This is a genomic window from Devosia sp. A16 (assembly GCF_001402915.1).
GTDB lineage: Bacteria > Pseudomonadota > Alphaproteobacteria > Rhizobiales > Devosiaceae > Devosia_A.
The window spans coordinates 3466661-3491972 of the sequence record NZ_CP012945.1; the positions used below are offsets into that span (position 1 = coordinate 3466661).

The 25312-nt window shown below is 65.1% G+C and carries 25 protein-coding genes; 14 read left to right on the top strand and 11 right to left on the bottom strand.

Going from position 1 to position 25312, the window contains the following annotated elements:
- The first annotated feature begins 281 nt into the window (after window positions 1–281).
- From APS40_RS16690 to APS40_RS16705, 4 genes are read left to right on the top strand one after another with little or no spacing between them, the layout of a single operon-like run.
- Window positions 282–1259 carry an ABC transporter permease gene (locus APS40_RS16690; protein ID WP_055048127.1) on the top strand — a complete coding sequence of 326 codons (978 nt, stop codon included), beginning with the start codon at window positions 282–284 and terminating at the stop codon, window positions 1257–1259.
- Window positions 1260–1262: 3 nt separating this feature from the next.
- Entirely contained in the window at window positions 1263–2150 is an 888-nt protein-coding gene (locus APS40_RS16695; RefSeq protein WP_055048128.1) for an ABC transporter permease, read from the top strand.
- The gene (locus APS40_RS16700; RefSeq protein ID WP_055048129.1) at window positions 2147–2962 is read left to right on the top strand and encodes an ABC transporter ATP-binding protein; all 816 of its coding nucleotides are present in this window, start codon (window positions 2147–2149) and stop codon (window positions 2960–2962) included. Before APS40_RS16695 ends, APS40_RS16700 begins: the two co-directional genes overlap by 4 nt.
- Window positions 2959–3870 (top strand): ABC transporter ATP-binding protein, encoded by a 912-nt coding sequence (locus APS40_RS16705; protein WP_055048130.1) that lies wholly within the window; start codon window positions 2959–2961, stop codon window positions 3868–3870. The genes APS40_RS16700 and APS40_RS16705 overlap by 4 nt, the downstream gene beginning before the upstream one ends.
- 208 nt (window positions 3871–4078) lie before the next feature.
- Here APS40_RS16705 and APS40_RS16710 read toward each other — a convergent pair whose 3' ends face one another.
- The 10 genes from APS40_RS16710 to APS40_RS16755 form a co-directional block, all read right to left on the bottom strand.
- A complete protein-coding gene (locus APS40_RS16710) occupies window positions 4079–4915 on the bottom strand; it encodes a C40 family peptidase (RefSeq protein WP_197279346.1) in 837 nt (278 codons plus the stop codon).
- Window positions 4916–4962: 47 nt separating this feature from the next.
- Window positions 4963–5682, bottom strand: a complete 720-nt coding sequence (locus tag APS40_RS16715) for an ABC transporter ATP-binding protein (RefSeq protein WP_055048132.1) — start codon at window positions 5680–5682, stop codon at window positions 4963–4965.
- Window positions 5682–6527 (bottom strand): ABC transporter ATP-binding protein, encoded by an 846-nt coding sequence (locus APS40_RS16720; protein ID WP_055048133.1) that lies wholly within the window; start codon window positions 6525–6527, stop codon window positions 5682–5684. The genes APS40_RS16715 and APS40_RS16720 overlap by 1 nt, the downstream gene beginning before the upstream one ends.
- Window positions 6524–7426 carry an ABC transporter permease gene (locus tag APS40_RS16725; RefSeq protein ID WP_055048134.1) on the bottom strand — a complete coding sequence of 301 codons (903 nt, stop codon included), beginning with the start codon at window positions 7424–7426 and terminating at the stop codon, window positions 6524–6526. The genes APS40_RS16720 and APS40_RS16725 overlap by 4 nt, the downstream gene beginning before the upstream one ends.
- The gene (locus APS40_RS16730; protein WP_055048135.1) at window positions 7423–8457 is read right to left on the bottom strand and encodes an ABC transporter permease; all 1035 of its coding nucleotides are present in this window, start codon (window positions 8455–8457) and stop codon (window positions 7423–7425) included. Before APS40_RS16730 ends, APS40_RS16725 begins: the two co-directional genes overlap by 4 nt.
- A gap of 106 nt (window positions 8458–8563) precedes the next feature.
- Window positions 8564–10174, bottom strand: coding sequence for an ABC transporter substrate-binding protein (locus tag APS40_RS16735; protein ID WP_055048136.1), 1611 nt, complete (start codon window positions 10172–10174; stop codon window positions 8564–8566).
- A gap of 61 nt (window positions 10175–10235) precedes the next feature.
- Window positions 10236–10751 carry a hypothetical protein gene (locus APS40_RS16740; protein ID WP_055048137.1) on the bottom strand — a complete coding sequence of 172 codons (516 nt, stop codon included), beginning with the start codon at window positions 10749–10751 and terminating at the stop codon, window positions 10236–10238.
- Entirely contained in the window at window positions 10748–11347 is a 600-nt protein-coding gene (locus APS40_RS16745; protein WP_055048138.1) for a helix-turn-helix domain-containing protein, read from the bottom strand. Before APS40_RS16745 ends, APS40_RS16740 begins: the two co-directional genes overlap by 4 nt.
- A gap of 87 nt (window positions 11348–11434) precedes the next feature.
- A complete protein-coding gene (locus tag APS40_RS16750) occupies window positions 11435–12403 on the bottom strand; it encodes an NAD-dependent epimerase/dehydratase family protein (protein WP_055048139.1) in 969 nt (322 codons plus the stop codon).
- A 329-nt stretch (window positions 12404–12732) separates the two neighbouring features.
- Window positions 12733–13932: an ROK family transcriptional regulator gene (locus tag APS40_RS16755; RefSeq protein WP_156342969.1), complete on the bottom strand. Its 1200-nt coding sequence runs from the start codon at window positions 13930–13932 to the stop codon at window positions 12733–12735.
- A gap of 166 nt (window positions 13933–14098) precedes the next feature.
- On the opposite strand from APS40_RS16755, the gene APS40_RS16760 reads away from it, so the two are divergent.
- From APS40_RS16760 to APS40_RS16795, 8 genes are all read left to right on the top strand, one after another.
- Entirely contained in the window at window positions 14099–15373 is a 1275-nt protein-coding gene (locus APS40_RS16760; protein WP_055048141.1) for an ABC transporter substrate-binding protein, read from the top strand.
- Window positions 15374–15542: 169 nt separating this feature from the next.
- Window positions 15543–16463 carry a carbohydrate ABC transporter permease gene (locus tag APS40_RS16765; protein ID WP_055048142.1) on the top strand — a complete coding sequence of 307 codons (921 nt, stop codon included), beginning with the start codon at window positions 15543–15545 and terminating at the stop codon, window positions 16461–16463.
- Complete coding sequence (locus APS40_RS16770) at window positions 16456–17361, top strand: carbohydrate ABC transporter permease (RefSeq protein ID WP_082434471.1); 906 nt, start codon at window positions 16456–16458, stop codon at window positions 17359–17361. The genes APS40_RS16765 and APS40_RS16770 overlap by 8 nt, the downstream gene beginning before the upstream one ends.
- Complete coding sequence (locus APS40_RS16775; RefSeq protein WP_055048143.1) at window positions 17362–18468, top strand: ABC transporter ATP-binding protein; 1107 nt, start codon at window positions 17362–17364, stop codon at window positions 18466–18468.
- A 236-nt stretch (window positions 18469–18704) separates the two neighbouring features.
- Window positions 18705–19415: an SDR family NAD(P)-dependent oxidoreductase gene (locus APS40_RS16780; protein ID WP_236884119.1), complete on the top strand. Its 711-nt coding sequence runs from the start codon at window positions 18705–18707 to the stop codon at window positions 19413–19415.
- A 27-nt stretch (window positions 19416–19442) separates the two neighbouring features.
- A complete protein-coding gene (locus APS40_RS16785) occupies window positions 19443–20426 on the top strand; it encodes a sugar phosphate isomerase/epimerase family protein (RefSeq protein WP_055048145.1) in 984 nt (327 codons plus the stop codon).
- Between the two features lie 42 nt (window positions 20427–20468).
- The gene (locus tag APS40_RS16790) at window positions 20469–21281 is read left to right on the top strand and encodes an SDR family oxidoreductase (protein ID WP_055048146.1); all 813 of its coding nucleotides are present in this window, start codon (window positions 20469–20471) and stop codon (window positions 21279–21281) included.
- A 471-nt stretch (window positions 21282–21752) separates the two neighbouring features.
- On the top strand, window positions 21753–22790 hold the full coding sequence (locus APS40_RS16795) for an MraY family glycosyltransferase (RefSeq protein WP_055048147.1): 1038 nt from the start codon (window positions 21753–21755) through the stop codon (window positions 22788–22790).
- On the opposite strand, the gene APS40_RS24965 is transcribed toward APS40_RS16795, so the two are convergent.
- Window positions 22752–22910 carry a hypothetical protein gene (locus APS40_RS24965; RefSeq protein ID WP_156342970.1) on the bottom strand — a complete coding sequence of 53 codons (159 nt, stop codon included), beginning with the start codon at window positions 22908–22910 and terminating at the stop codon, window positions 22752–22754. The genes APS40_RS16795 and APS40_RS24965 overlap by 39 nt on opposite strands.
- 204 nt (window positions 22911–23114) lie before the next feature.
- Between APS40_RS24965 and APS40_RS16800 the strand changes: the two genes are divergently transcribed.
- Together APS40_RS16800 and APS40_RS16805 are read left to right on the top strand one after the other, a co-directional pair.
- Window positions 23115–23642, top strand: coding sequence for a CAP domain-containing protein (locus APS40_RS16800; RefSeq protein ID WP_055048148.1), 528 nt, complete (start codon window positions 23115–23117; stop codon window positions 23640–23642).
- 131 nt (window positions 23643–23773) lie between these two features.
- Entirely contained in the window at window positions 23774–25192 is a 1419-nt protein-coding gene (locus APS40_RS16805) for a circularly permuted type 2 ATP-grasp protein (RefSeq protein ID WP_055048149.1), read from the top strand.
- Window positions 25193–25312 lie beyond the last annotated feature (120 nt).

Sequence of the window (25312 nt, forward strand, 5' to 3'; positions counted from 1 at the left end):
TAGAAACCTCCGTGGATTTGCGGACGTTTCAGGTGTCTCGGTTGCCCCCTCTCCCCTCAGGGGAGAGGGCCGCAAAGCTTGTGAGCGTCAGCGAACTAGCGTCGCCGGGTGAGGGGTGCAGCCTCCCGGTCATGCTGGATCAACCAGCTCTACGCCGCCGCTTCACCCCTTATCCCACGGCGGCGGCGCTAGCCGCCGTCCGCCTACTACGCGCCACCTTCTCCCCTCAGGGGAGAAGGGAACCCCTGCCCACCATTTTCCGACAGCGGAATATCTAATCCATGGCCTTTCTGCTCCGTCGTCTGGTGTTCTACCTGGCGGCCTTCATCGCTGCGGCAACCATCAACTTCTTCCTGCCGCGCCTGATGCCGGGCGATCCGATCCAGAAGATGTTCGCCGGCGCCGGCTCCGACCTGTCGCTGGAAAACCTCAATGCGCTGAAGCTCACCTTCGGTTTCATCGATGCGCCGATCGGCGAGCAGTATCTGGCCTATCTGAAGAGCGTCTTCACCGGCGATCTTGGCCGCTCCATCCGTTTCTTCCCTCTGCCGGTGACCGAGCTGCTCGGCCGCGCCCTGATCTGGACCGTCGGTCTGGTCGGCACCGCCACCATCATCAGCTTCGCCATCGGCACGCTGCTGGGTGTCATGGCAGCCTGGCGCCGCGGCAGCCGCTTCGACACGCTGATCTCGCTGAGCGCCATCTTTTCGAGCTCGGTGCCGGCGGTGGTGGTGTCGCTGATCACGCTGTTCGCCTTCGGCTACACGCTGCGCTGGTTCCCCAACGGCTATGCCGCCAACCCGATGCTCGACCCATCCTGGGGCTGGGACTACGTGCTGAGCGTGCTCTATCACGGCACCTTGCCGATGCTCACCATGGTGATTGTCCTGACCGGCGGCTTCGCCGTGACCATGCGCAACAACATGATCAACCTGCTCGGCGAGGATTACATCGTCATGGGCCGGGCCAAGGGCCTGTCGGATCGCGGCGTGATGCTCTGGTATGCGGCGCGCAATGCGCTGCTCCCCACCGTCTCGGCCCTCGCCATCTCGCTGGGCGCCGTGCTCGGCGGATCGCTAGTGACCGAGGTGGTGTTCAACTACCCCGGCATGGGGAACACGCTCTACCAGGCCATCCTCGCGCGCGACTACCCGGTGATCCAGGGGGCGCTGCTGATCATGACGGCCGCAATGCTGACCGCCAATTTCATCGTCGATCTCAGCTACGTGCTGCTCGACCCACGCCTGAAGCGGGCCTGACCGATGACCCTGCTCAAGCAATTGCTGCGCAACCGCAAGGCCATGGTCGGGGTGACCATCCTGGTGATCGTCATCCTCCTCGCCATCTTCGCCCCGCTGCTCACCGAGTACAGCCCGACCCAGCGCGTCGGCCGGCCGCACCAGGCCCCTTCGGCCGATCACCTGCTCGGCACCACCCGGCTCGGCCACGACGTCTTGACCCGGCTGCTCTACGGCGCGCGCATCTCGCTGGCTGTCGGTTTCGGCGCCGGGCTGCTGATCACCGTCATCGGCACGGTGCTCGGCATCATTGCCGGCTACAAGGGCGGCGTGGTCGACGAGGTCATCACCTTTCTGACCAATATGGTGCTGGTCATCCCCAACCTGCCGCTGCTGCTGGTGCTCGCCGCCTTCATCGGCCAGGCGAGCCCCTTGGTCATCGCCGTCATCCTCGGCTTCACCTCCTGGGCCTGGGGGGTGCGCGTCACCCGCTCGGAGACGCTGTCGATCCGCCAGCGCGACTTCGTCAAATCCGCCGAGATGCTGGGCGAGCCCGGCTGGCGCATCATGGCGTTCGAGATCTTTCCCAACCTGATCTCGATCGTCGGCATCAACTTCATCGGCAGCGTGCTGTTCGCGGTGATCACCGAGGCGACGCTCGAGTTCCTAGGCCTGGGCGACCCCAACACCGTCTCCTGGGGCATCATGCTCTACAATGCGCAGAACGCCTCGGCCCTCTCGGTCGGTGCATGGTGGGACATCCTCACGCCCTGCTTCGCATTGGCGGTGCTCGGCCTCGGCCTGGCGCTGATCAACTTCGCCATCGACGAGATCGCCAACCCGCGGCTTCGCACCGGCGGCATGCTGGCGCGCTGGACCGGGCTGATCCGCCGCGGGGAGGGTACGCTGTGAGCGATCCTGTCCTTTCGATCCGCAACCTCTCGATCGACTACGTCGGAGCCACCACCGACTTCCACGCGGTCAAGAATGTCAGCTTCGACATCGGCAAGGGCGAGTTCTTCGGCCTCGCCGGCGAAAGCGGCTGCGGCAAGAGCACCATCGCCTTCGCCATCAGCCGGCTGCACCGTCCGCCGGCGCTGATCCGCTCGGGCAGCCAGATCCTGCTCGATGGGCGCGACGTGCTGACCCTCGACGACCAGGCCCTCAAGCAGCTGCGCTGGCGCGAGGTCGCCATGGTGTTCCAGAGCGCCATGAACTCGCTCAATCCGGTACTGACCATCGAGCGCCAGTTCTACGATGTGCTGAAAACCCATACCGGCATGTCGCGCCTCGCTGCCCGGACCCGCGCCGCCGAACTGCTTCAGCTCGTCGATATTCCTGCCGACCGGCTGAGCGCCTATCCGCACCAGCTCTCGGGTGGCATGCGCCAGCGCGTCGTCATCGCCATCTGCCTGGCGCTCAACCCGAAACTTCTGATCATGGACGAGCCGACCACGGCGCTGGACGTGGTGGTGCAGCGCGAAATCCTCGAACGTATCCACAAGCTGCGCCAGGAGCTCGGCTTCTCGGTGCTGTTCATCACCCACGACCTGGCGCTGATGGTGCAGGTCTCGGACCGCATCGGCATCATGCTCGAGGGCGAACTGGTCGAGGTGAACGAGGCGCAGGCGATCTACCGCTCGCCGCAGCACGACTACACGCGAAAACTCTGGGCCTCGATCCCGCGCCTCACCGGCGCCCGCATCGCCGAGGCGACCCCATGAACGACGCGGCCCCCATCCTCGCCCTCGACAAGGTGTCGAAGGTGTTCCATCGCGGCGGCAGCACCGTGCACGCGGCGCGGGCCGTGTCGTTCGCGCTGCATCCCGGCCGCACCCTGGCGCTGGTCGGCGAGTCCGGCTCGGGAAAGACCACCGCGGCCCGACTGATCATGCGCGAATATCGTCCCGACCAGGGCCGCCTGCTGTTCCGGGGAGAGCCGATCGAGGGCAGCGCCGTCAACGACATGCAGGCCTATCGCAGCGCCGTGCAGATGGTGTTCCAGGATCCGTTCTCTTCGCTCAATCCGGTTCACACCATCCGCTATCATCTGGAGCGGCCGATGCGGCTGCACCAGCCGAACCTCAGGGGCAAGGCGCGCGACGCCGCCATCGCCGAGGTGCTGAGCCGGGTGAAGCTCGATCCCGCGCTGATCCTGCCGAAATATCCGCACGAACTGTCGGGCGGCCAGCGCCAGCGCATCAGCATCGCCCGGGCCCTGGCGGTGAACCCCGAGGTGATCATCGCCGACGAGCCCACCTCGATGCTCGATGTCTCGGTGCGGCTCGGCATCCTGAATCTGCTCAACGACATGAAGCGCGAGCTCAAGCTCGCCGTGCTCTACATCACTCACGACATCGCCACCGCCCGCTACGTCGCCGAAGACATCATGGTGATGTACGCCGGCCAGATCGTCGAATGGGGCGAGACCGAAAGCGTGCTCGGCAACCCGCAGCACCCCTACACCCGGCTGCTGCTCTCCGCCGTCCCCGACCCCGACCGCCGCTTCGGCGACACCCGCTTCAGCGATGAACTCGACCGCATCGAGCTGATCCGCCGTCAGTCGGCTTTGGAGCAGACCGAGGTGCGGGAGATCGGGCCGAACCACTTCATCCGGCCAATGCCGGTGTGACCACGACGTGCCGGCCCCGACCCCTCTCCCCTGAGGGGAGAGGGTAGTGCAGCTAGGACCGTCAGGTCCGTAGCGAAACTGGGGTGAGGGGTTCAGTCTTTCAGCGAGGGCGTATTGCGACGCTTCACCCCTCAACCGGCCTTCGGCCACCTTCTCCCCCTGAGGGGAGAAGGGAGTGGGCACCTCGTCCGAGCGACCAAGCTCGGAGTCAAATCCGCCGATACCCCGTCGGCTCGCCGCCACCGCGGCTGATGGTCCGTGCCACTGCCTCGGCGAGCGGTTCAATCACCACTGCCATGTGGTAGGCGTTGGCGTGGACGATGTCGGTGGGGCTGGTGAGCAACGCCACGTGTCCACGCCAGAACATCAGGTCGCCACGCTGCAACGCCTCGACCGCAATGGGTTGGCCGAGCCCCGCCTGCTGGTCGCTGTCGCGCGGGCAGGCAAGGCCGCCGGCGTAGAGGGCTTGCTGCACCAGGCCCGAGCAGTCGAGCCCCAGGCTCTCGCGCCCGCCCCACTGGTAGGGCGTGCCGACGAAGCTTTCGGCAACCGCCACATAATCCGGCGCGTCATCGCCGATCGGCGCCAGGTGCTCCTCGACCATCCAGCCGCCAGCCGTCTTCACGAACCGCCCTTCGCGCCCTTCCTCGGCGACCGGAGTGTTCATCGAATAAAGCCCGATCGGCGCCGCCTTGATGCTGGGTGCGCTGAAGCCATAGGACCTGAGCGCCCGCACCGTGTGGGTCGGCGCCGCGCCCGGAGCCCCCAGTGCGCCGGACGCGACGTAGCCGACATAGCCGTCCCGCTGCGCCTGCCCGAAGGCCCAGCCATCGGCCTCGTCCAGCACCTCGAACACCTCGCCGAACAGCAGCTGGTCGAGCTGTTCGGCCTCGGGGGAGGGGGCGCGCCGCAACGCGGCTGCCGGGACGCGAGCCTGCCGCGTCACGGTGTCGACATAACGCGCCGCCGCAACGATCCCCTCGAGCGATCGCGCGGCAATTCCGTCGCGGGCGAGGGTGAGGCGCGGATCAGACGATGGTGTCATGTTCATCCGGCCACGCTAGCGCCGCGGCCCTGTCCTGTCATCACCGCTCAGGCCGCGGCGATCAGCGCCTTGGTATAGTCCTCTGCAATGGCGCCGGAGCGCAGTTGCTCGCGGGTCAGCGTTTCGACCGGCTGGGCGTTGCGCATCACCATCAGCCGCTCGCACATGTAGCTGATCACCGCCAGGTCGTGGCTGACGATCACGAAGGTGAGGCCGAGTTCCTTTCGCAGCCGGTTGAGCAGGTTGAGGATTTCCGCCTGGATCGACACATCCAGTGCCGAGGTCGGCTCGTCCAGCAGCAGCAGTTTGGGGCTGAGCGCCAGGGCGCGTGCGATGGCGACGCGCTGTCGTTGCCCGCCCGAGAGTTCGTGCGGGAAGCGGAACTGGAATTTCGAGCCGAGCCCGATCAGCTCCAGCAGCTCAGCGGTGCGGCGCTCCGGATTGGCGATGCCGTTGATCTTCATCGGCTCGGCGATCTGCTGGCCGATGACGTAGCGCGGGTGCAGCGAGGAGTAGGGATCCTGGAACACCATCTGGACCACCTTGGCCAGCTGCTTGCGCGGGATCTTGCGCACGTCGTGGCCATCGACGGTGATGCTGCCGCTCCAGTTGGCGTTGAGGCCCATGACGGTCCGGAGGATCGTCGATTTGCCCGAGCCGGATTCGCCGACCAGCCCGAAGCTCTCGCCGGGCTGCACCGAAAAGCTGGTGTCACGGACTGCCAGCTTGCCGGAGAATTCGACATTGAGATCACGTATCTCGAGCATCACGCAGCTCCCGCCCAGCTGGCGTCGCGGTTGAGCACGGGCAACGGCTCCAGCGATCCGTCGATATGCGGCAGGCACGATAGCAGCCCGCGCGTGTAGGGATGCGTCGCCTCGTTGAGGCGGCTCGCTTCGATGCTCTCTACGATGCGCCCGGCATACATGACGATCACCCGGTCGCAGAACTTCGAGACGAGGTTGAGGTCGTGGCTGATGAAGATCAGCCCCATGCCCCGCCGCGTCACCAGCTCGTCGAGGATCGACAGCACCTGGGTGCGCACCGTGACGTCGAGCGCCGAGGTGGGTTCGTCGGCGATCAGCAGGTTGGGCTCGCGCACCACCATCATGCCGATCATCACCCGCTGCCCCATCCCGCCCGAGAGTTCGTGCGGGTAAAGGCCGAACACCCGCTCCGGCTCGCGGATATGCACCGCATCGAGAATGCCCAGCGCCTTCTTCCTGGCGTCGTTGCCCGAAATCCGGCGATCGCCGATGCGGATCGCCTCGACGATCTGCTTGCCGACGGTCATCACCGGGTTCAGCGAGAATTTCGGATCCTGCAGGATCATCCCCATGCGGCCGCCGCGCAGCGAGCGGCGCAGCTTCGGGCTGGCCGACCTGAGGTCGATGCCGTCGAAGCTCATCCTGTCGACACCGATGCGCGCATAGGGCGGCAGCACGCCGAGCAGGGCGCGACCGGTGAGGCTCTTGCCCGAGCCGCTCTCGCCCACGATGCCCAGTTTCTCGCGGCCGAGCGATAGCGTCACGCCGCGCACCGCGTCATTGTAGCCACCCTCGTCGTTGCGGAAGGCGACCCGCAGGTTTTCGATCTCGACCAGAGGGCTCATTTGCGCTGCCTCAGGTGCGGATCGAGCAGGTCGCGCATGGCGTCACCCAGGAGGTTGAAGCCGAGCGAGACGATGAAGATGGCAAAGCCCGGAACGGTCGCCACCCACCACTGGTCGAAGATGAACTTGCGCCCGGTGGAGATCATCGCGCCCCATTCCGGTAGCGGCGGTTGCGCGCCGAGCCCGATGAAACCGAGACCGGCAGCGGTGAGGATGATGCCGGCCATGTCGAAAGTCATGCGGACGATCACCGAGCTCAGGCACATCGGGATGACATGGAACACAATGATGCGGAACTCGCTGGCGCCGGCAAGCCGCACGGCGTTGACGTAATCGGAGTTGCGCACGATCAGCGCCTCGGCCCGCGCGAGGCGTGCATAGGGTGGCCAGGCGGTAAGCGTGATGGCGAGCGCCGCATTGACGATGCCGGGCCCGAGCGCCGCAACGAAAGCGAGCGCCAGCAGGAGCTTCGGAATGGCGAGGAACACGTCGGTGATCCGCATGAAGATCACATCGACCCAGCCGCCGACCGTGCCCGACACCGCGCCGATGATCAGCCCGATCGGCGCCGAGGTGACGATCACCAGCGCCACGATCAGCAGGGTCAGCCGCGAGCCGTAGACGACGCGCGAATAGATGTCGCGGCCCAGCTCGTCGGCCCCCAGCCAGTAGGTGGCGCTCGGCGCGGCGAGTCGGTCGGCAAGGTTGGGCAGATAGGGATCATGCGTCGCTAGCAGCGGCGCGAAGGCAGCGCAGGCCAGCAACAGCACCACGATGGCGAGACCCACCACGCCGAGCGGATTGCGCATGAAGCGGCGGGCAAAGATCTTGAACTCGGCCCAGCGGGCGGCGCGCACCGCGCGCTTCGGGTCATCGACGAGATCGGGGGTGACGCTCATCTGGCGAACTCCCGTGAGCGCGGATCGAGTGCGCGGTACAGCACGTCGCTCAGCATGTTGAGAAGGACGAACACCACGCCGACCAGCAGCGTGCCACCCAGCACGGCATTCATGTCGGCGGCGAACAGCGAAGAATAGATGTAGTTGCCGATGCCCGGCCACGAGAAGATCGTCTCGATCAGCACCGAGCCTTCGAGCAGGCCGCCATAGCTGAGCGCGATCACCGTCACCAGCGGGATGGCCGCATTGCGCAGCGCGTGCCCGGCGACGGCGCGGAACTCGCTGGCCCCCTTGAGGCGCGCGGTCAGGACATACTCGCGGCTCAACTGATCGAGCATCACCGAGCGGGTCATCCGCGAGATATAGGCGAGGCTGTAATAGCCGAGCAGCAGCGCCGGCAGCGTCATGTGGCTGATGGCGTTGAAGAAGATGTCCCATTCGCCGGCGATGGCGCTGTCGATCAGGATCGAGCCGGTGATCCGCTTGACCACCCCGACATAGAACACGTCGAGCTGGCCCGGCCCCGACACCCAGCCAAGCAGATAGTAGAAGATGAAGAGGCCTACGAGGCCGAGCCAGAACACCGGCACCGAATAGCCGACGAGGCCGACGACACGCAGCACATGGTCGGGCCATTTCTCGTGCCAGTAGGCCGAGGCGACGCCCATCGGCACGCCCAGCACGACGCCGATGATCAGCCCGATGGTGGAGAGTTCGAGTGTCGCGGGGAAGAAATTGAGGAGGTCGGTCAGCACCGGCCGTGAGGTCGAGAACGACGTGCCGAAATCGCCGCGCAGGAGCTTGCCCAGATAGTCCCAGAACTGCGCCCAGAGCGGCTTGTCGAGGCCGAGCTCGAGATAGACCCGCTGGTACACTTCCGGCGTCGCCTTTTCGCCGACGATCGACAGCACCGGATCGATCGGCAGCACGCGACCGATAAAGAAGGTGAGGGCAGCAAGGCCGACGAGGGTGATCGCCACCGTGATCAGCCAGGAGCCGATGTCGATGAACAGGCGGAGGGGGCGGTTCATTGGGTTGCCCCTTCAGATGGCAGGCCGGCGCGGTAAGAGCTGATGTTCGCCAAAGAGCGACTCCGAGGAGAACCGGAGGCCATGGCCTCCGGTTCGGGATTGTAGGTTATTCCTTGCTCACGCCGCCATAGCGGTCGTCGGAGAAGGTGATGCCGAGCACCACGCCCTTGACGTTCTTGCGCATGGAAACCTTGCGGCTGTCCTGGAACATGAACACGAACGGCGAGGTGTCGGTGTGCAGCCGCTGGGCTTCGTCGTAGAGCGCCTTGCGCTTTTCGACGTCCTGCTCCTGCACGGCCTGGTTCACCAGTTCGGAGACCTTGCCCGAGTCCCAGCCGAAACGATCGGCGAGGTTGCCCTTCTGGCCGTCCGGATCGGACGGGTCATGGTTGCCGAACGCCTTGGCGTTGGAGTGCGGATCGGGATAGTCCGGACCCCACAGGCCGAACCAGACGTCGAGATCGTGCGAGCGGTAGCGATCGAGCCACGGGCCGCCATCCACCACCTGCAGGTCGAGATCGACACCGATCTGGCTCAGGGTCGCCTGCACGGCCTGGGCGTAATCGGGATAGGGCGGCACGTTCCACACCACGGTCGCGAGCTTGATCGGCGTGGCGACGCCGGACTCGGCGATCAGCGCCTTGGCCTTCTCGATATCGAGCGAGTAGGGGTTGTAGTTGATGCCGCCGCCCAGGAACCCGTCCGGGATCATGGTCTGGTGCACCTTGATGGTGCCCTTGCCGATAGTATCGGCGATGCCCTGGTAATCGACGCCGTACTTGATGGCTTCGACGACCTTGGGGTTGGCCAGGGCCGGGTTACGCACGTTGAGGCCGAAATAGTACATCGTCGAGGACACGCCCTCGAGGATCTGCACGTCGGGGTTGGCCGACACGGCGCCGATATCGTCCGGGCCGAGCTTGTTGGCGATGTCGATGTCGCCCTTTTCGAGCGCCAGGCGCTGCGTCGCCGATTCCGGCATGTGCTGCAGGAACACCCGGTCGACCCCCGGAGCGGTGCCCCAGTAGTTTTCGTTGCGGCTGAGCAGGATCGAAACCTTGGGGTCCCACTTGGTCAGCACGTACGGACCCGAGCCGGCCGAATTCTCGGCCTTCAGCCAGGCGTTGCCGTAGTCGTTGGAGCCGTCTTCCCGCTTGCCCTCGTGCTGCTTGACGACGGCGGAGTCGACGATGCCGCCGGTGAACGAACTCAGCACGTAGAGCACGAAGCTCGGCGCATACTTCTGGTCGACGACAAGCTGCAGGGTCTGCGGATCGACAGCCTTGATGTTGTCCTTGACGTTATCCTTGTTGAGCCCGAACTGGGTCAGGATGAACGAGATGCGGCTGTCGAGCAGGATGACGCGTTGCAGCGAGTACTCCGCGTCGGCCGCCGTCACCGGATTGCCCGAGGCGAACTTGGCATTCGGGTTCATCTTGAAGGTGAAGGTCTTGCCGTCCTCCGACACCGACCAGCTCTCGGCGAGGACGCCGTTGATCTTGGTCGGGTCGGCCGGGTCGAAACTGACCAGCGGCTGATATATCTGCTGGCTCGCCAGCACGCCGCCCACTTCCGACACTTCGGCCGGATCGAGCGTGATGATGTCGTCGATCGCATCGGCGATGACGAGGGTATTCTTGGGTGTTTCGGCGATCGCTCCGGACGCGGTCATCACCGCGCCGACGGCAACCGCCATAAGCGTCTTGAACAAACGCATGACAGTCTCCCTGGTTGAAGTCGTCAGTTTCCGGCTGATGAGCCGGTTCTCGTCGCAGGCGTCATCTCCCGCTGACCGCCGCGGGCAATGTGGAAATGCCCTCGAAGGTGAAAATCAGCGCAGCGATGGGTAGAAGGGTGTCGATCCGGGCGAGCGCCGCCGGGGTGAAGATGCCGGCATCGCCGAGCAGTGCCACCACGCCGCGCGTCTCGCCCCCGATCACGATAGGAAAGCACGAACAGGCGCCGTAGCCCATGGCGACGAGCCCGTCGGTTTCGGGCAGGAACGCCGCCATGCTGTCGACGCTGTCGCCGATGACCGGCTGCATCTTGCCGAGGATGGTGTTGTTCCACACGTCGTCGCCCACCGGGTCGACGTTGCCGACCGGGAAATCGGTCGGATTGGAGGTGCCGATACGGTGCGTCACGCTCTTGTCCGGCGCCACCGCGATGAACGTCGCCGTGCGCACGCCCGGCACGGCGGTAAACAGCTCCGACAGCACGGCGAACAGCTTCGTCGGGCCGGCCGCGAGGCCTGTGGCGAGCTGCGTGGCGATGGCAGGATCGATCACGGTCATTCGGGAAACAGCTGCATAGTCCCGACCCACAGCTCGAGCGCCGTGCCGGTGCCGATATTGGTGCCGCGATGCGGCCGGCGGCTGTCGAAATGCAGGGTATCGCCGGGACCGAGGCGATATTCGATGCCGTCGACTTCGTAGAGCATCTCGCCCGAGACCAGATAGACGAAGTCCTCGCCTTCGTGGCTCATCATCTCCGAGGCATGGCCGGGCGGCACGTGCGACAGGCAGGCATTGAGCCTGGCCTCGGGAAAGCCGCGCTCGAGGAACTCGTAGAACCGCGAGGTGCCGCCCACCTTGTAGGTCTGGCGCTGGCCGGAATGGCTGACGACGCTGTGCTGGCGGGCGGGAGCCGCCGACACGAACATGTCGACGCTGGCCTCGAGCGCCTTGGCGACATTGTAGAGCGAGGCCAGCGAAGGCGTGGAGATCCCACGTTCGATCTGCGAGATGAAGCCGACTGTCAGCGATGCCTCATCGGCCACCTGCTGCTGCGTTTTCCCCAGCTCCTTGCGGCGGTCGCGCAGGCGCTGCCCAAGGCTGGGGTCGATCGGGGTCGATGCCTCGACCGGATCGGAACGCTTCTCAAACTTCAAGACTGGCACGGGCGCCCTCGCGATTTTAGTGACACTAAAGTAGCGCGCGCCCAAGTCAATCCCGGCTGGTGCGGGAGCTGTTGGAAGCTAGCCCTGGGCCAGCTCCCACTCGATGGTGCGGCGCAGCGCCTGCTCCTCGGGAACGATCTCACTGTAGCCCAGTTCGGCTCGAATACGAGCGGAATCCAGCGTCAGCGGATAGCTGAGGTCGCTGCTGTCGGCGCGATCGGCGAGGATCCCGTCGGCATCGGCATCGACCAGCACGATCTCGCTGTCGACGCCCATCAGCGTCAGCACGGTGCGGGCCCAGTCGGCCTGCGTCCTGACGAATGGTTGGGCCACATTGTAGATACGGCCTTCGGCTTCGGGCAGCGTGGCGGCCAGCGCCAGCGCTTCGGCCACGTCGTCGATATAGGCGTAGGAGTTGAGCCAGGCCGCGCCACGCCGGTCCAGCCGGAACGGCTCGCCGGCCTTGGCGCCCCTGATCGCCCAGGCGAAGCGGTGCTGCTTGTCGTCCGGCCCGAAGATCATCGGCAGCCGCAGCACGGTTGCCTGTGGTGCCCCTGCCGCCATGGCGAATTCTTCGATCGGGATCTTGTCGTATTCGTCGAACAGGTCGTCCTCGATCCCCTTGGGTCGCCGGGCGTTCTGCCGGTAGGGATAGCGCAGGGTCCTGAGCGGTGAGTCCTCGGTGGCCGGCTCCGGTCGGATCGCCGGGCTCTCCTTTTTTAGGAGACCGCCATAGTTGGAATAGACGTCGGTCGAACTGACCAGCACATAGCGTGCGCCGGCCTTACCGGCCGCCTCGATCACCGGCTGCGTGTTGCGCAGGCTGATGGTGAAGATATCGATGACGGCGGTGACCTTGTTGTCCCTGAGCAGCTTCGTCAGCGCCTCGCCGTCCGTGCGGTCGGCCTGTTCGAACCGGACCCCGTCGGGCAGCGCCACCGGGTGCCGGCCGCGCGCCACCACCAGCACGTCATGCCCTCGCTCCCTGAGTCGCCTCGCCGTGGCGGTGCCGAGAAAGCCCGTGCCTCCGATGATTGCGATGGTCATGCCGCGACTCCTTTTTGCGAAAGAGGCGGGAGGGTGTTCGAGACCGCGGCGGGGAGCAAGGCGTAAGATTGCCGCTCTGGTTCACCAGCCCTCACCCCAATGGCATCTGGTGAGGCACCGGCGACGACGCGAGTGCCTTCTCCCCTTGTGGGAGAAGGTGGCCGAAGGCCGGATGAGGGGTTCTCTCCGCGTACTGGATCGCTCCTCGCTACGCTCGGATCGCGCTACACTTCGTTTCGCGAACCCCTCATCCGCCCTTCGGGCACCTTCTCCCACAAGGGGAGAAGGCCACTGCTGCACTGCCGGTGGATGTCCATATGCGACAGCCGTCAGTTCACCAACCGCCCGTGGTGGCGCAGCACCAGCCCGACGGCGCCCATGCAGGCGCCATTGTCGGAGAACTGGCTTGGCCTGAGCGTGGTGCGGGCGACGTCGGGAACGTCCCCATGCTTGACCAGCGTGTAGCGCTCGAAGCTCTCGGCAAGCGGCTTCATCAGGATCTCGCCGGCCATCGCCAGCCGCCCACTTACCACCACCAGCGTCGGGTTGAACACCGAACCGATCAGGCCAAGGCCATGCCCGCCCGCTTCCCCCGTCCGGGCGATCAACGCGCTGCACAAAGGATCTCCGCCCAGCGCGAGATCGACCACCTCGGCCAGCCGCAGCGAGCGTCCGAAATGGGTCTCTGCCTCGGTCAACGGCTCGCGGAAGCTGGCATAGACCTCGATGCAGCCGCGGTTGCCGCAGCGGCAGAGCGGACCGTCGGGGTCGATCACCACGTGTCCGAACTCTCCCGCGCCCCCGGCAATGCCGCGCAGCACGCGACCGCCTGCGACGATCGCGCCGCCGATGCCGAGATCGAGAGTATAGAGGACGAAATCATCATATCCCTGCGCCGCCCCCCAGGTCATCTCGGCGATGGCGGAGCAGTTGGATTCGTTGTCGCAGAAGATCGGCACTTCAGGAAAGATCGGTCCGAACAGCTCACGGATGTCGACGCCCGCCCAGGTCGGCATGCCGCCGGCGCGAAGCACTGTGCCGGTCACCGGGTTCACTGGCCCGCCCACGGCGATTCCCACCCCCAGCAATCCATCCCGGCGTTGCCACTGGCCTTCGTAGGCTTCGGTGATCAGCCGGCGCACATGCTGGATAGCGGTGTCAGGCGAATAGTCGATCTCGAGATTGATCGTGCGGTCCGACAGCACGGTGTGGGCGACATCGGCCAGAATCACCTGGATTTCGGTGGAGCCGATCAGGATGCCGATACAGGTGCCGGCGTGCGGATTGAGCGTCAGCGCCGTCGCCGGCCGGCCCACGCCGCCCGCCGACTCGGTGCCGATTTCCACCACCATCTGCGAGCGTCTGAGCTCGGTCAGGGCGGTGGACACCGTGGACTTTGCCAGCCCGGTCAGGCGCGCGATCTGCGTTGCGCTCAAAGCGCCGCGCTCGCTCAGGGCCCGCACGATGCGGCCCGACGGCGTGGCTAAAGCACTGTCAGCAAGTAGAGATTTGAGCTCGATCCGATTCACGCCTCTCCCTCCCCAAGCGCGTTGACAAGCCGAATAAGTTCACCATAGAACTAATACGACGGTGCGCAGGAGGATGTGCACCGCCGGGAGAAAAGCGCAAGTAGCCACAAGGACCGGCCGGGAGCGCCGGGGTGGGAACGGGCGTTTTCAAGGGAGAGAGACAATTATGACCTTCACGACCAAGGTCGCGGCCGCCGCGACCACGATGCTTGCTGCCGCGCTGCTTTCGGGCACCGCGATGGCCGCCCCCAAAGTGCTGATGCTACACCAGTGGGCCTCCGGCAACGATGCCGCCTCGATCGCCAAGCTCGGTGAGATGTTCACCGCTGCCGGCGGCACCTGGGAGCAGACCGCCATTGCCGGTCACACCGCCAACACCCTCGCCAAGCTCCGCGCTGACGTCGTCGCCGGCAACGCCCCGGCCGCCGTGCAGCTGAAGGGCCCGGAAATCGCCGAGTGGAACGCCACCGGCGGCACTGCCGACATGGACGAACTGGCCAAGGCCGAGAACTGGGATGCCGTCGTCGCCCCCGAACTGCTGCCGGTGATGAAGCCGGAAGGCAAGTGGGTCGCGGCCCCGATGAACATTCACCGCATCAACTGGATCTGGGGCAACAAGGCCGCCATGGAAGCGGTCGGCGTCACCGAGCTGCCCAAGACCTGGGCCGATTTCAACGCCGCCTGCGACAAGGCGGTTGCCGGTGGTAAGATCTGCCTCGCGCACCTCAGCGCCGACTGGACCGACGCCACCACCTTCGAGACCATCGTCTACGGCCAGGACATCGACCTCTACAAGAAGGCCTTCGTCGAGGCCGACGTCGACTCCCTGCGCTCGCCCGGCATGATCAAGGCCTTCGACCAGATGCGCCTGATGGTCTCCAAGTACATGGATCCGGCGATCGCCGGCCGCGACTACGACACCGCCTCCAACATGATGGTCAACGGCGATGCGCTGTTCTTCATCATGGGCGACTGGGAACTGGGTGCCATCAAGTCGGTGGGCCATGAGCCCGGCGGCGACATCCTGTGCGGCCAGTCTCCGACCGACTGGGGCAAGCCGGGCTTCATCCTGAACTCCGACTCCGTGGTGTTCTTCAAGCAGAAGGATCCGGACTATCAGGAAGGCCAGAAGCTGCTCGCCAGCCTGATCCTGTCGCCCGAGTTCCAGAAGGTGTTCAACATCACCAAGGGCTCGATCCCGGCGCGTCTCGACGTCGACCTCAAGGACGGCTTCAACGTCTGCCAGCAGGAGAGCCAGGCGGCCCTGAAGGCCTCGATCGATGACGGCACCCTGGTCCGCTCGATGGCGCACAACATGACCGTGCTGCAGAAGTATCGCGGCGCGATGATGGACACCATCACCGAGTTCGTGAACACGCCTGAAATGACTTCGGAAGAGGCGGCCAACCTGATGGCCGACGCCGTCGAAGCTCAGATGTAACCACCTGAGGACAGCCGGTCGCGGTGGCTTTGTCGCCGCGACCGGTTTCCATTGGAGCGTTTTCAGGAAAGTTGTGAGACTTTTCCGCTTCGAAAGCGCCACCAGGCAGAGACTTTGGAGCGTTTGTTGAAACGCTCCAGCGGCCGGTTGGGAGGGTATTCCGTTGGCAATGGCAGGTCAGGCCGTTTCGGCTGGCACGAGCACCTGGGACCGCATCAAGAAGTGGACGCCGATATTCATTATCGCCCCGTCCATCCTGGCGTCCTTCATCTACGTCTTCGTCTTCGCGGGCTGGACCTTCTACATCTCGCTCAGCGACTCCACCCTGTTGCCCAGCTACGGCTTCAAGGGGTTTGAGAACTACGTCTCGCTGTGGACCAACCGGCGCTGGAGCGTCGCCTACAACAACCTGCTGTTCTTCTCGCTGTTCTACGTCACCATCTCGATGGCCTTCGGCCTGCTGCTGGCCATCCTCATCGACCAGAAGATCCGCGCCGAGTCGTTCTGGCGCACGATCTTTCTCTACCCGCTGGCCGTCAGCTTCATCGCCACCGGTACGGTGTGGCAGTGGCTCTACAATCCCTCGAGCGGCATCCAGTTCCTGGTCAACTCGCTGGGCTGGACCGATTTCCAGTTCGCGCTGACCACCGATCGCAAAAACGCCATCTGGGCCATCATCATCACCGGCATCTGGGGCTCGGCGGGCTTCTCGATGGCGCTGTTCCTCGCCGGCCTTCGTTCCGTCGACCCCGATATCATCAAGGCCGCACAGATCGACGGCGCCAGCTGGTTCCGTACCTATCGCAAGGTGATCCTGCCCACCATCGGGCCGATCTTCCTCGCCGTCGCGGTAGTGCTGCTGCAGTTCGCCATCAAGACCTTCGATCTCGCCGTGGCGCTGACCAATTCCGGTCCCGGCATTTCGACGACGTTCCCCGCCACCTACGTCTACGATTTCATGTTCCAGCGCGGTGAAATCGGGCAGGGCGCTGCCGCGGCCATGATGGTGCTGGCGGCGCTGGCTATCGTGCTCGTCCCCTATTCGCTCTATCTCGTGTGGCGCCGGCGCCGGGAGGCCTCCAATGGCTGACGCTGTCATGGGCACCGTGGTCGAAGACCGCGAAGCGGCAGTCGCCAGCCGCCGCCGCCTGATCTCCCGCATCGTCGTCTACGGGCTGCTCGGGCTGATCTCGATCGTCTACATCGTTCCGCTGCTGGTTGTGATCCTCAACTCCTTCCGAACCAATGCGGAGATCGGCGCCAACGGCCTGATCTCGCTGCCCAACAGCTTCCGCCTCGATGCCTGGCCGCAGGCCTGGAGCGACTTCTGCATCGGCGGGCAGTGCGACGGTGTCGCCCGCTACTTCTGGAACTCGGTCATGATGGTGGTCCCCGCGACCATCATCTCGACGACGCTGGGGGCCATCAACGGCTACATCCTCAGTAAGTGGAAGTTCCCCGGCTCCGAGATCGTCTTCGGCTGCATGCTGCTGGGCGTGTTCATGCCCGGCCAGATCGCCTTGCTGCCCTGGGCCTTCCTGCTCGGCCAGATCGGGCTTTCGAACTCGGTTTACGGCCTGATCCTGGTGCATTGCATCCAGGGGCTGAGCTTCACCACGCTGTTCTTCCGCAACTACTACGTGTCGATCCCCGACGACCTGCTGAAGGCGGCGCGCATCGACGGCGCCGGCTTCTGGCGCATCTTCTGGAAGATCATCATCCCGCTGTCGCCGCCGATCATCATCGTCACCGTGATCTGGCAGTTCACCGGCATCTGGAACGAGTACCTGTTCGGCGTGGTGCTCAACTCGGGCGCCAACCAGCCTATCACCGCGGCATTGGTCGCCCTCTCGATGAGCGGCACCACGGTTCGCACCTATGACGTGATGAGTGCGGCCGTGCTGATCGGCGCGCTGCCGCCGCTGCTCGTCTACTTCTTCGGCGGAAAGTACTTCGTCCGCGGCCTTACCCAGGGAGCAATCAAGTAAATGGCGTCCTTGACCATCAGGAACCTGCGTAAGAGCTTCGGCGTCGTCGAAGTGCTGAAGGGTGTCGACCTCGAAGCCAATACCGGCGAGTTCATCGCCCTGGTCGGGCCCTCCGGCTGCGGCAAGTCCACGTTGCTGGCGATGATCGCCGGCCTCGAGACCGTGACCTCCGGCGAGATCTATATCGGCGACCGCCTCGTCAACTCGGTGCAGCCCAAGGACCGCGACATCGCCATGGTGTTCCAGTCCTACGCGCTCTATCCGACCATGACCGTCAAGGAGAACATGGCCTTCGGCATGGAGAGCCGCGGCGTCCCCAAGGCGGAGCAGGAAGCGATCATCGCCCGTGTCGCGGCGCTGTTGCAGATCGAGCCATTCCTGAAGCGCAAGCCCGGCCAGCTTTCGGGCGGTCAGCGCCAGCGCGTCGCCATGGGCCGCGCCCTGGTGCGCGATCCGGCGCTGTTCCTGTTCGACGAGCCGCTGTCGAACCTCGATGCCAAGCTTCGCGTCGACATGCGCACCGAGATCAAGAAGCTGCATCAGCGCATCGGCAAGACCACGATCTATGTCACCCACGACCAGGTGGAGGCCATGACGCTGGCGTCGCGCATCGCGGTGATGCACCAGGGCGAGGTACAGCAGTTCGCCGACCCGGATACGGTCTACAACCGCCCGGCCAACATCTTCGTTGCCGGTTTCATGGGTTCGCCGTCGATGAACTTCATCGATGCCGAGATCACTTCGTCAGGCGGCGCGCCGGCGGTCAACTTCCCCCTTGCGGGTGGTGGGGTTGCCAGCCTGCCGCTGCACAACGGCGTCGCCGACCGCGTGCAGAGCAAGAAGGTGATCCTCGGCATTCGTCCCGAGCACCTCAGCCGCCAGTCGTCGAGCAACAGCGGCAAGCAGGGCATCGCCACCATGTCGGCGCCCGTCGAAGTGGTGGAGCCCACCGGGGCTGAGACCATGGCGGTGCTGAAATTCGGCGATCGCGAGGTGGTCGGCCGGTTCTCGCCCGACGAGGCGCCCAAGACCGGCGAGAACATGCCGCTGGCCGTCGACATGACCCGCGCCTGCCTGTTCGATCCGGCAACGACGCGGCTGATCTGAGGGCTTGACTGATGATCCGGCGCGCGCTGCCCCCCACTCTTGATCCCTCCCCGCAAGGGGGAGGGAGACGAAAACTGGGACGTCAGTGTAAGCGTCTCCCTCCCCCTCGGGGCGACATCTTGTCGTCCCCTTGCGGGGAGGGGACAGGGGTGGGGGTCCACCCGCACTGATGTTCAAAGAGTAGGTCCCAGGAAATTTCCAACTTCGCAAAATACCCCAGTCTCGAGGGGCGGGTGGTGTTCGTCACCGGCGGTGCCTCCGGCATCGGCGCCGATATCGTCCGCGCCTTTGCCGGGCAGGGCGCCAAGGTCGGTTTCGTCGATATCCTGGACGAGGACGGCCGCGCTCTCGCCGACGAGACCGGCGCGCAGTTCATCAACTGCGACATCACCGATGTGACGGGGCTGAAGGCCGCGATCGACGTGATCAGGAACCGGCTCGGCAACATCACCGTGCTGGTCAACAATGCCGCCAACGACGACCGGCACGAGATCGACGCGGTCACCGAGGAATATTGGGACGCCTCGCTCGACCTCAACCTCAGGCCGCAGTTCTTCGCGGCCCAGGCGGTGCGCGAGCAGATGAAGGCCGAGGGCGGCGGCTCGATCATCAACTTCTCGTCCATCGCCTGGCGCGGCGGCGCTTCCAACATGCCGGTCTACGCCACCGCCAAATCGGCGATCATCGGCCTGACCCGGGCGCTGGGCCGCGGCTTCGGGGCGGACAATATCCGCGTCAATGCGATCGAACCGGGCGCCGTCATCACCGAGCGACAGAAGCGGTTGTGGTTCAAGGATCAAGCCTCGATCGACCAGGTCGTGTCGCGCCAGACCATCCAGCAGGTGCTGCTCGGCGACGAGATCGCCCGCACGGTGCTGTTCCTCGCATCCGACGACAGTCGAATGATCACCAAGCAGTCGATTACTGTAGATGCTGGACTGCGCTAACTCTACTGACCTGACAACGGTGACCCGATGAAACTCACGACCGGCCTCAACCCCTATGGCCTCACCTATTATCTCGGCCTGCAGGGCGCGGGCACGCCGCGCCACAACCCCAACGGGGCCGGCCTCGAGGGTTTCATCAGGCTCACCGAGGAATTGGGCGGCAAGGCCATCGAGCTGTGGGACGGCTGGCTGAAGGACCAGTCCGACGCGGAGCTCGCGGCGCTGAAGCAGCGCCTCGATACCCTGGGCTGGAAGCGCGTCGTGAGCTCCGGCCTGCAACATGGCCACATGGACCAGTTGATCCGCTGCGCCAAGGCGCTCGATGCCAGGTACATCCGCGTTGCGTTGACCCCGATCCTGTGTGGTGATCGCGCCGCGGCCGGCCAGAAATGGCATGATCTCGTCGCCTCGGTGCACGAGAAATTGCAGGCCGCCGTGCCCAAGCTCACGGCTGCGGGGGTGGTGCTGCTGATCGAGAACCACCAGGATTTCACCAGTCGCGAGCTGGTCAATTTCTGTGACGAGTACGGCCCTCATGTCCGCATCGTCTTCGATATGGCCAACACCTTCCCGGTGGGCGAGTCGCCGCTCGATTTTGCCCGGGTGATCGCGCCATACGTGCGCCATTGCCACGTCAAGGACTACCGCGCCGTGATCGAGCCGGACGGCTTCCGCCTGGTGCGCTGTCCCTCGGGCGATGGCTGCGTGCCGCACAAGCAGATGTTCGACATTCTCGCCGAGCACAATGACGAGATGGTCGCCTGCATCGAGATCGGCGCGCTCGATGACCGGCATGTGAAGCTCTACACCCCGGAGTGGTGGCATGGGTACGCCCCCAAGCAGGCCGAGGACCTCGCCGCGTGCCTCCTCGCCGTGCAGAAGAACCGCTTCGAGCCTGGCGAGGAGTGGCGTACCCCGTGGCAGCGCAATGCCGACCACGAACTGATCGATTACGAGCTGTCGCAGTACAGAAAGAGTGCTGCGAACCTGAAGGCTCAGGGCCTGATGTAGGCAGGCCGACGCTCAACTAGACTTATGTGATTGGAGGCCGTTGTGGCAGGAAAAGATCTCTCGGGAAAAATCGCTTTCGTAACCGGCTCCGGCCGTGGCCTCGGCAGTGTCATGGCGCGCAAACTTGCCGCGCGCGGCGCCGATGTCGTGGTGCATGACCTCACCTGGGACGCGCCGGCCAAATACAACGAAGGCGACAATCTCGGCGTCATGATCAAGACCATCGAGGGTCTTGGGGTGCGTTCGATGGGCGTCACCGGCAATATCGGCGACCGCGAGGCGGTCAACAATATGAGAAAGGAGATCGAGGAGAAGTTCGGCCCGGTCGAAATCCTCGTCAACTGCGCCGGCGGCGATATCGGCGCGGCGGGCGGCAAGCCGGTGCCCAACAACATCCTCGGCATCACCTACGACGACCTGATCACGCTGACGAACAACAACCTGATCGGCACCATGCTGGTGACCCAGGCCTTCGTGCCGCAGATGGTCGAGCGGCAGCACGGCATCGTCGTCAACATCGCCTCGGTCGCCGCCCATATCGGCGTGTCCGGCGGCGGCATCTACGCCACCCTGAAGGCCGCCGTGACCCACTATACCCGCTGCCTCGCTGACGAGGTGCGTGAGCATGGCGTGCGCGTCAACGTGGTGAGCCCGGGGCCGTCCAAGACCGCCCGCTTCCAGGCGACCCGCACCGTCGATCCCGACAAGATGAACTCCAACAAGGTGTCGATGGACCGCTATGCCGAACCCGAGGAAATCGCCGATGCGGTGGTGTTCCTCTGCTCGCCGGAAGCCAAGTTCATCCACGGCCAGTTGCTGCGCGTCGATGGCGGGTTGCAGCTCTACGCGGGTTGATTGTCAGGTGAAACGACACCCTCTCTTGCGAAAACCAAGGACTTGGCTGCGCTAAGCCCGAGTTTTCGCTTTCTCCCCGCCGAGGGCAGGGCAATCGCACATGGCCTGGCGCACTGCCCTCTCCGTGGTCCTCCACCGTGAAACGGGGGAGGGGGACCGCCGAAGGCGGTGGAGGGGGCGGCGGGAAGCGCCGGTGTTTGTGGCCGCCCCCTCCACCAGCTTCGCTGGTCCCCCTCCCCCGCTACGCGGTGGAGGACCACTGAGAAGCCGGTGACCCTCCGTATGCGATAGCCCTGCCGCCGAGGGGAAGATGGAGTTCCGGGCACCTGCCGCGCGCACCCTCTCCCCCTTGGCGGGGAGAAAGCAGTTTCTTGGGCTTGGCGTAGCCAAGTCCTTAGAAACTGCAAGAGAGGGGTTGCGGACCCTCCGCTTGCGCCATTACCGCTTCTGGGTCTGTCTCCCGGAGCGCCCATGCCCACACTCGGCCTTGCCATCGCAGCCATCGCGGCGCTTGTCTCGTTCCTCACCACCTGGTTCATCATGCGCCGGGCCGGCCGGCTTGGGCTGGTGCAGCAGCCGAACGATCGCTCCTCGCACGTGACGCCCACCCCGGGCGGCGGCGGCGTCGGCATCGTCGCCGGCGGTTCGATCGCCGGGCTGCTGATGGCGCTGCTTCTGCCCTGGCTCGGTGTGCCGGTGATCATGGCCGGCATCCTCCTCGCCTTCATCGGCTATTCCGACGACCGACGGCCGATCGCCGCGCGCTGGCGGTTGGGCGCGCAGGTGCTGCTGATGGGCGCCATCGTCGCGGTGCTGCCGATCGACCAGCTCGGCCTGCCGGTGCCGGAATCGGTGCTGCTGGTGCTCCTCACCCTGGGCGGGGCGCTGTGGATCAACCTGTTCAACTTCATGGACGGCATCGACGGCCTCGCCGCCACGGAAGCCATCTTCCTGCTCACCGGCGCGGCGCTGCTGGCCTACCTGTTCGAGCCCGGGGTCATCGACGATCCGCGCCTGTGGTGGATGCTCGGCCTCGCCGCGGCGTGCCTCGGCTTCCTGCTGCTCAACTGGCCGCCGGCCAGAATCTTCATGGGTGATGCCGGCAGCACCTATCTGGGGCTGATGCTGGCCTTTTTCGCCCTCACCACCATGCTCAGCTTCTGGCTTACCCCCTGGCAATGGCTGATCCTCGCCGGCCTGTTCCTCGCCGACAGCCTCACTACGCTGGTGCGTCGCATGCTGCGCCGCGAGCGCTTCTGGGAGGGCCACAAGCGCCACGCCTATCAGGCACTGCAGCGCCGCTTCGGTTCGCATCGCCGGGCGACGCTGCTCTATGTCGCGATCAACGTGGTGCTGCTGCTGCCGCTGGCCTGGCTCGCCGGCGTCTATCGGGAGTGGAGCCCGGCGATCGGGGTGCTGACCTATGCCGCGCTGGTCGCGGCAGCCCTGTGGGCCGGGGCAGGGGCTCCCCTAGAGCAGGAGGCCGAGAAAGAAGGCGCCGGCGCCTAGAATGGCCAGCGATGCCGCGCTCGCTGCAAACAGCATATTGCGCGCATAGGCGGTACGACGCAGCAGTTCGTGCCGGGTGATGGCGCGGACGTCGAAATGTTCGAATTCCTGGTCAAGCATGATGCGAGCCCCTCAGCTTCGAGCCAAAGGGTGCGCGCCTGGGCTCGCTTCAGCCAGCGCAACGCAAAATCATGCTTAATTAGCTTCAAATGCCTTGTAGTTCGGCCTCCGCTCGCGCAACCGTGTGCTGGAGATCGGCGGGATGCCATTCCGCCGCCACGATTTACGCGCTGTTGCCGCCGCCTTGCTCTGGAACACTCGCCGATGACGCTGCTGCGCTGCGGTCTTCTTGCTCTGCTTACCCTGACATTGCTCTCCGCCTGTACCTCGGTGGTGCCCCCCGCCAAGCCGCCGGGCAGCAGTAGCCCGTCCAGCATCACCCCGATCCAGCTGACCCAGGGCAGCATCCTCGCCGCCATTAACGGCACCCGGGCCGCCGCCGGCAAGCCGCCGCTGCGCTACAACATCAAGCTCGAGAACGCCGCCCGCTCGCAGTCCAACCTGATGGCGGCCAAGGATACCCTGTCGCACGATCTGGGCGTCACCCTGCGCCAGCGCGTCACCAATGCGGGTTACGAGGGCGCGGTGGGCGAGAACGTGGCCGGCGGCCAGTCGACGCTCGAGCAGGCGATCGAAGGCTGGCTCGCATCCCCGGCGCATCGCGACACCTTGCTGTCGACCAAGTTCCAGGAGTTCGGCCTCGCCGTCGCCACCGTGCCGGCCAACCGGCCGAGCAAATACCGGACCTACTGGTCGTTCATCGCCGGCGGGCCGTTCGAAGCTTGGCGTTGAGCCGTTACGCGTTCGCCGAGGCGGGCGGCGCGCGGCAATCCCACCGAAGCCGCAGCGAAGAGCTTGTGGCCTTTCAGCAAAAGTGTACCAATGAGGCTCGAGTGGGATAGGCCGCAAGCCCTTGGGAGTTGATGTCCGCAACGCCGTTTGACGAAATGACCAATGCGGATGCCTCTGTCCGCGCGCCCTACCACATCCTGGAAGAGTGGCTGAAAGAACAGCCTCCGCAAGCCCTGGGTCTGATGTCGGCTGACGCCGAAGCCCTGTTCCGGCGCCTGGGGATCACCTTCGCCGTCTACGGCAGCAACGAAGGCACCGAAAAGCTCATCCCGTTCGACATCATCCCGCGCATCATCTCGGCGATGGAGTGGCGCCGGCTATCCAAGGGCATCGAGCAGCGGGTGCGGGCCCTCAACGCCTTTCTCTACGACATCTATCACCGCCAGGAGATCCTCAAGGCCGGGCGGGTGCCGGAAAAGCTGATCCTCAACAACTCGGCCTTCTGCCCCGAAATGATGGGGCTCGATCCGGCGCGCGGCGTCTATTCGCACATCATCGGCGTCGACATCGTCCGCACCGGGCCGGACGATTTCTACGTGCTCGAGGACAATCTGCGCACCCCGTCGGGCGTCAGCTACATGCTGGAGAACCGCGAGGCGATGCTGCAGCTCGCTCCCGAGCTGTTCCAGCGCTACAAGGTGGCGCCGGTCGAGACCTACCCCGAAACGCTGCGGCGGACGATGGAGAGCGTCGCGCCAGCCGGCGTCAGCGGCTCGCCCAACCTCGTGGTGCTGACCCCCGGCATCTACAACTCCGCCTATTTCGAGCACTCGTTCCTCGCCGACCAGATGGGCGCCGAGCTCTGCGAGGGCCAGGACCTGTTCGTCGATGGCGGCAAGGTCTATATGCGCACCACCAAGGGCCCCGAGCGGGTCGACGTGATCTACCGCCGCATCGACGACGACTTCCTCGACCCGCTGACCTTCCGTCCCGATTCCATGCTGGGCGTGCCGGGCCTGTTCGACGCTTACCGGGCGGGCAACGTGACGCTAGTCAATGCGCCCGGCACCGGCATCGCCGACGACAAGGCGGTGTATGTCTACGTGCCGGAGATCATCGAGTTTTACCTCGGTGAGAAGGCGCTCTTGAAGAACGTCCCCACCTACAACTGCACCAATGACGACGAGCGAGCCTATGTGCTCGATCATCTCGAGGAACTGGTGGTCAAGGAGGTGCACGGCTCAGGCGGCTACGGCATGCTGGTGGGGCCGGCCTCTACCAAGGCGATGCGCGAGGAGTTCCGAAAGAAGATCCTTGCCCGACCGGACAACTACATCGTGCAGCCGACACTGGCGCTTTCGACCTGCCCGACCTTCGTCGACAACGGCATTGTGCCACGGCATGTCGATCTCAGGCCCTATGTGCTGTGCGGCGACGACATCCGCATCACCCCCGGCGGGCTGACGCGCGTGGCGCTGAAGAAGGGCTCGCTGGTGGTGAACTCGTCGCAGGGCGGCGGCACCAAGGACACCTGGGTGCTGGAGGATTGAGGATGCAGTTCGACCTCGAAACCAGCCCCCCGGTCCCTTCTCCCCTGAGGGGAGAAGGTGGCGCGCAGCGCCGGATGAGGGGTTCAGCCTCTCCATTCGCGCTCGCTGCACCGCTGAACC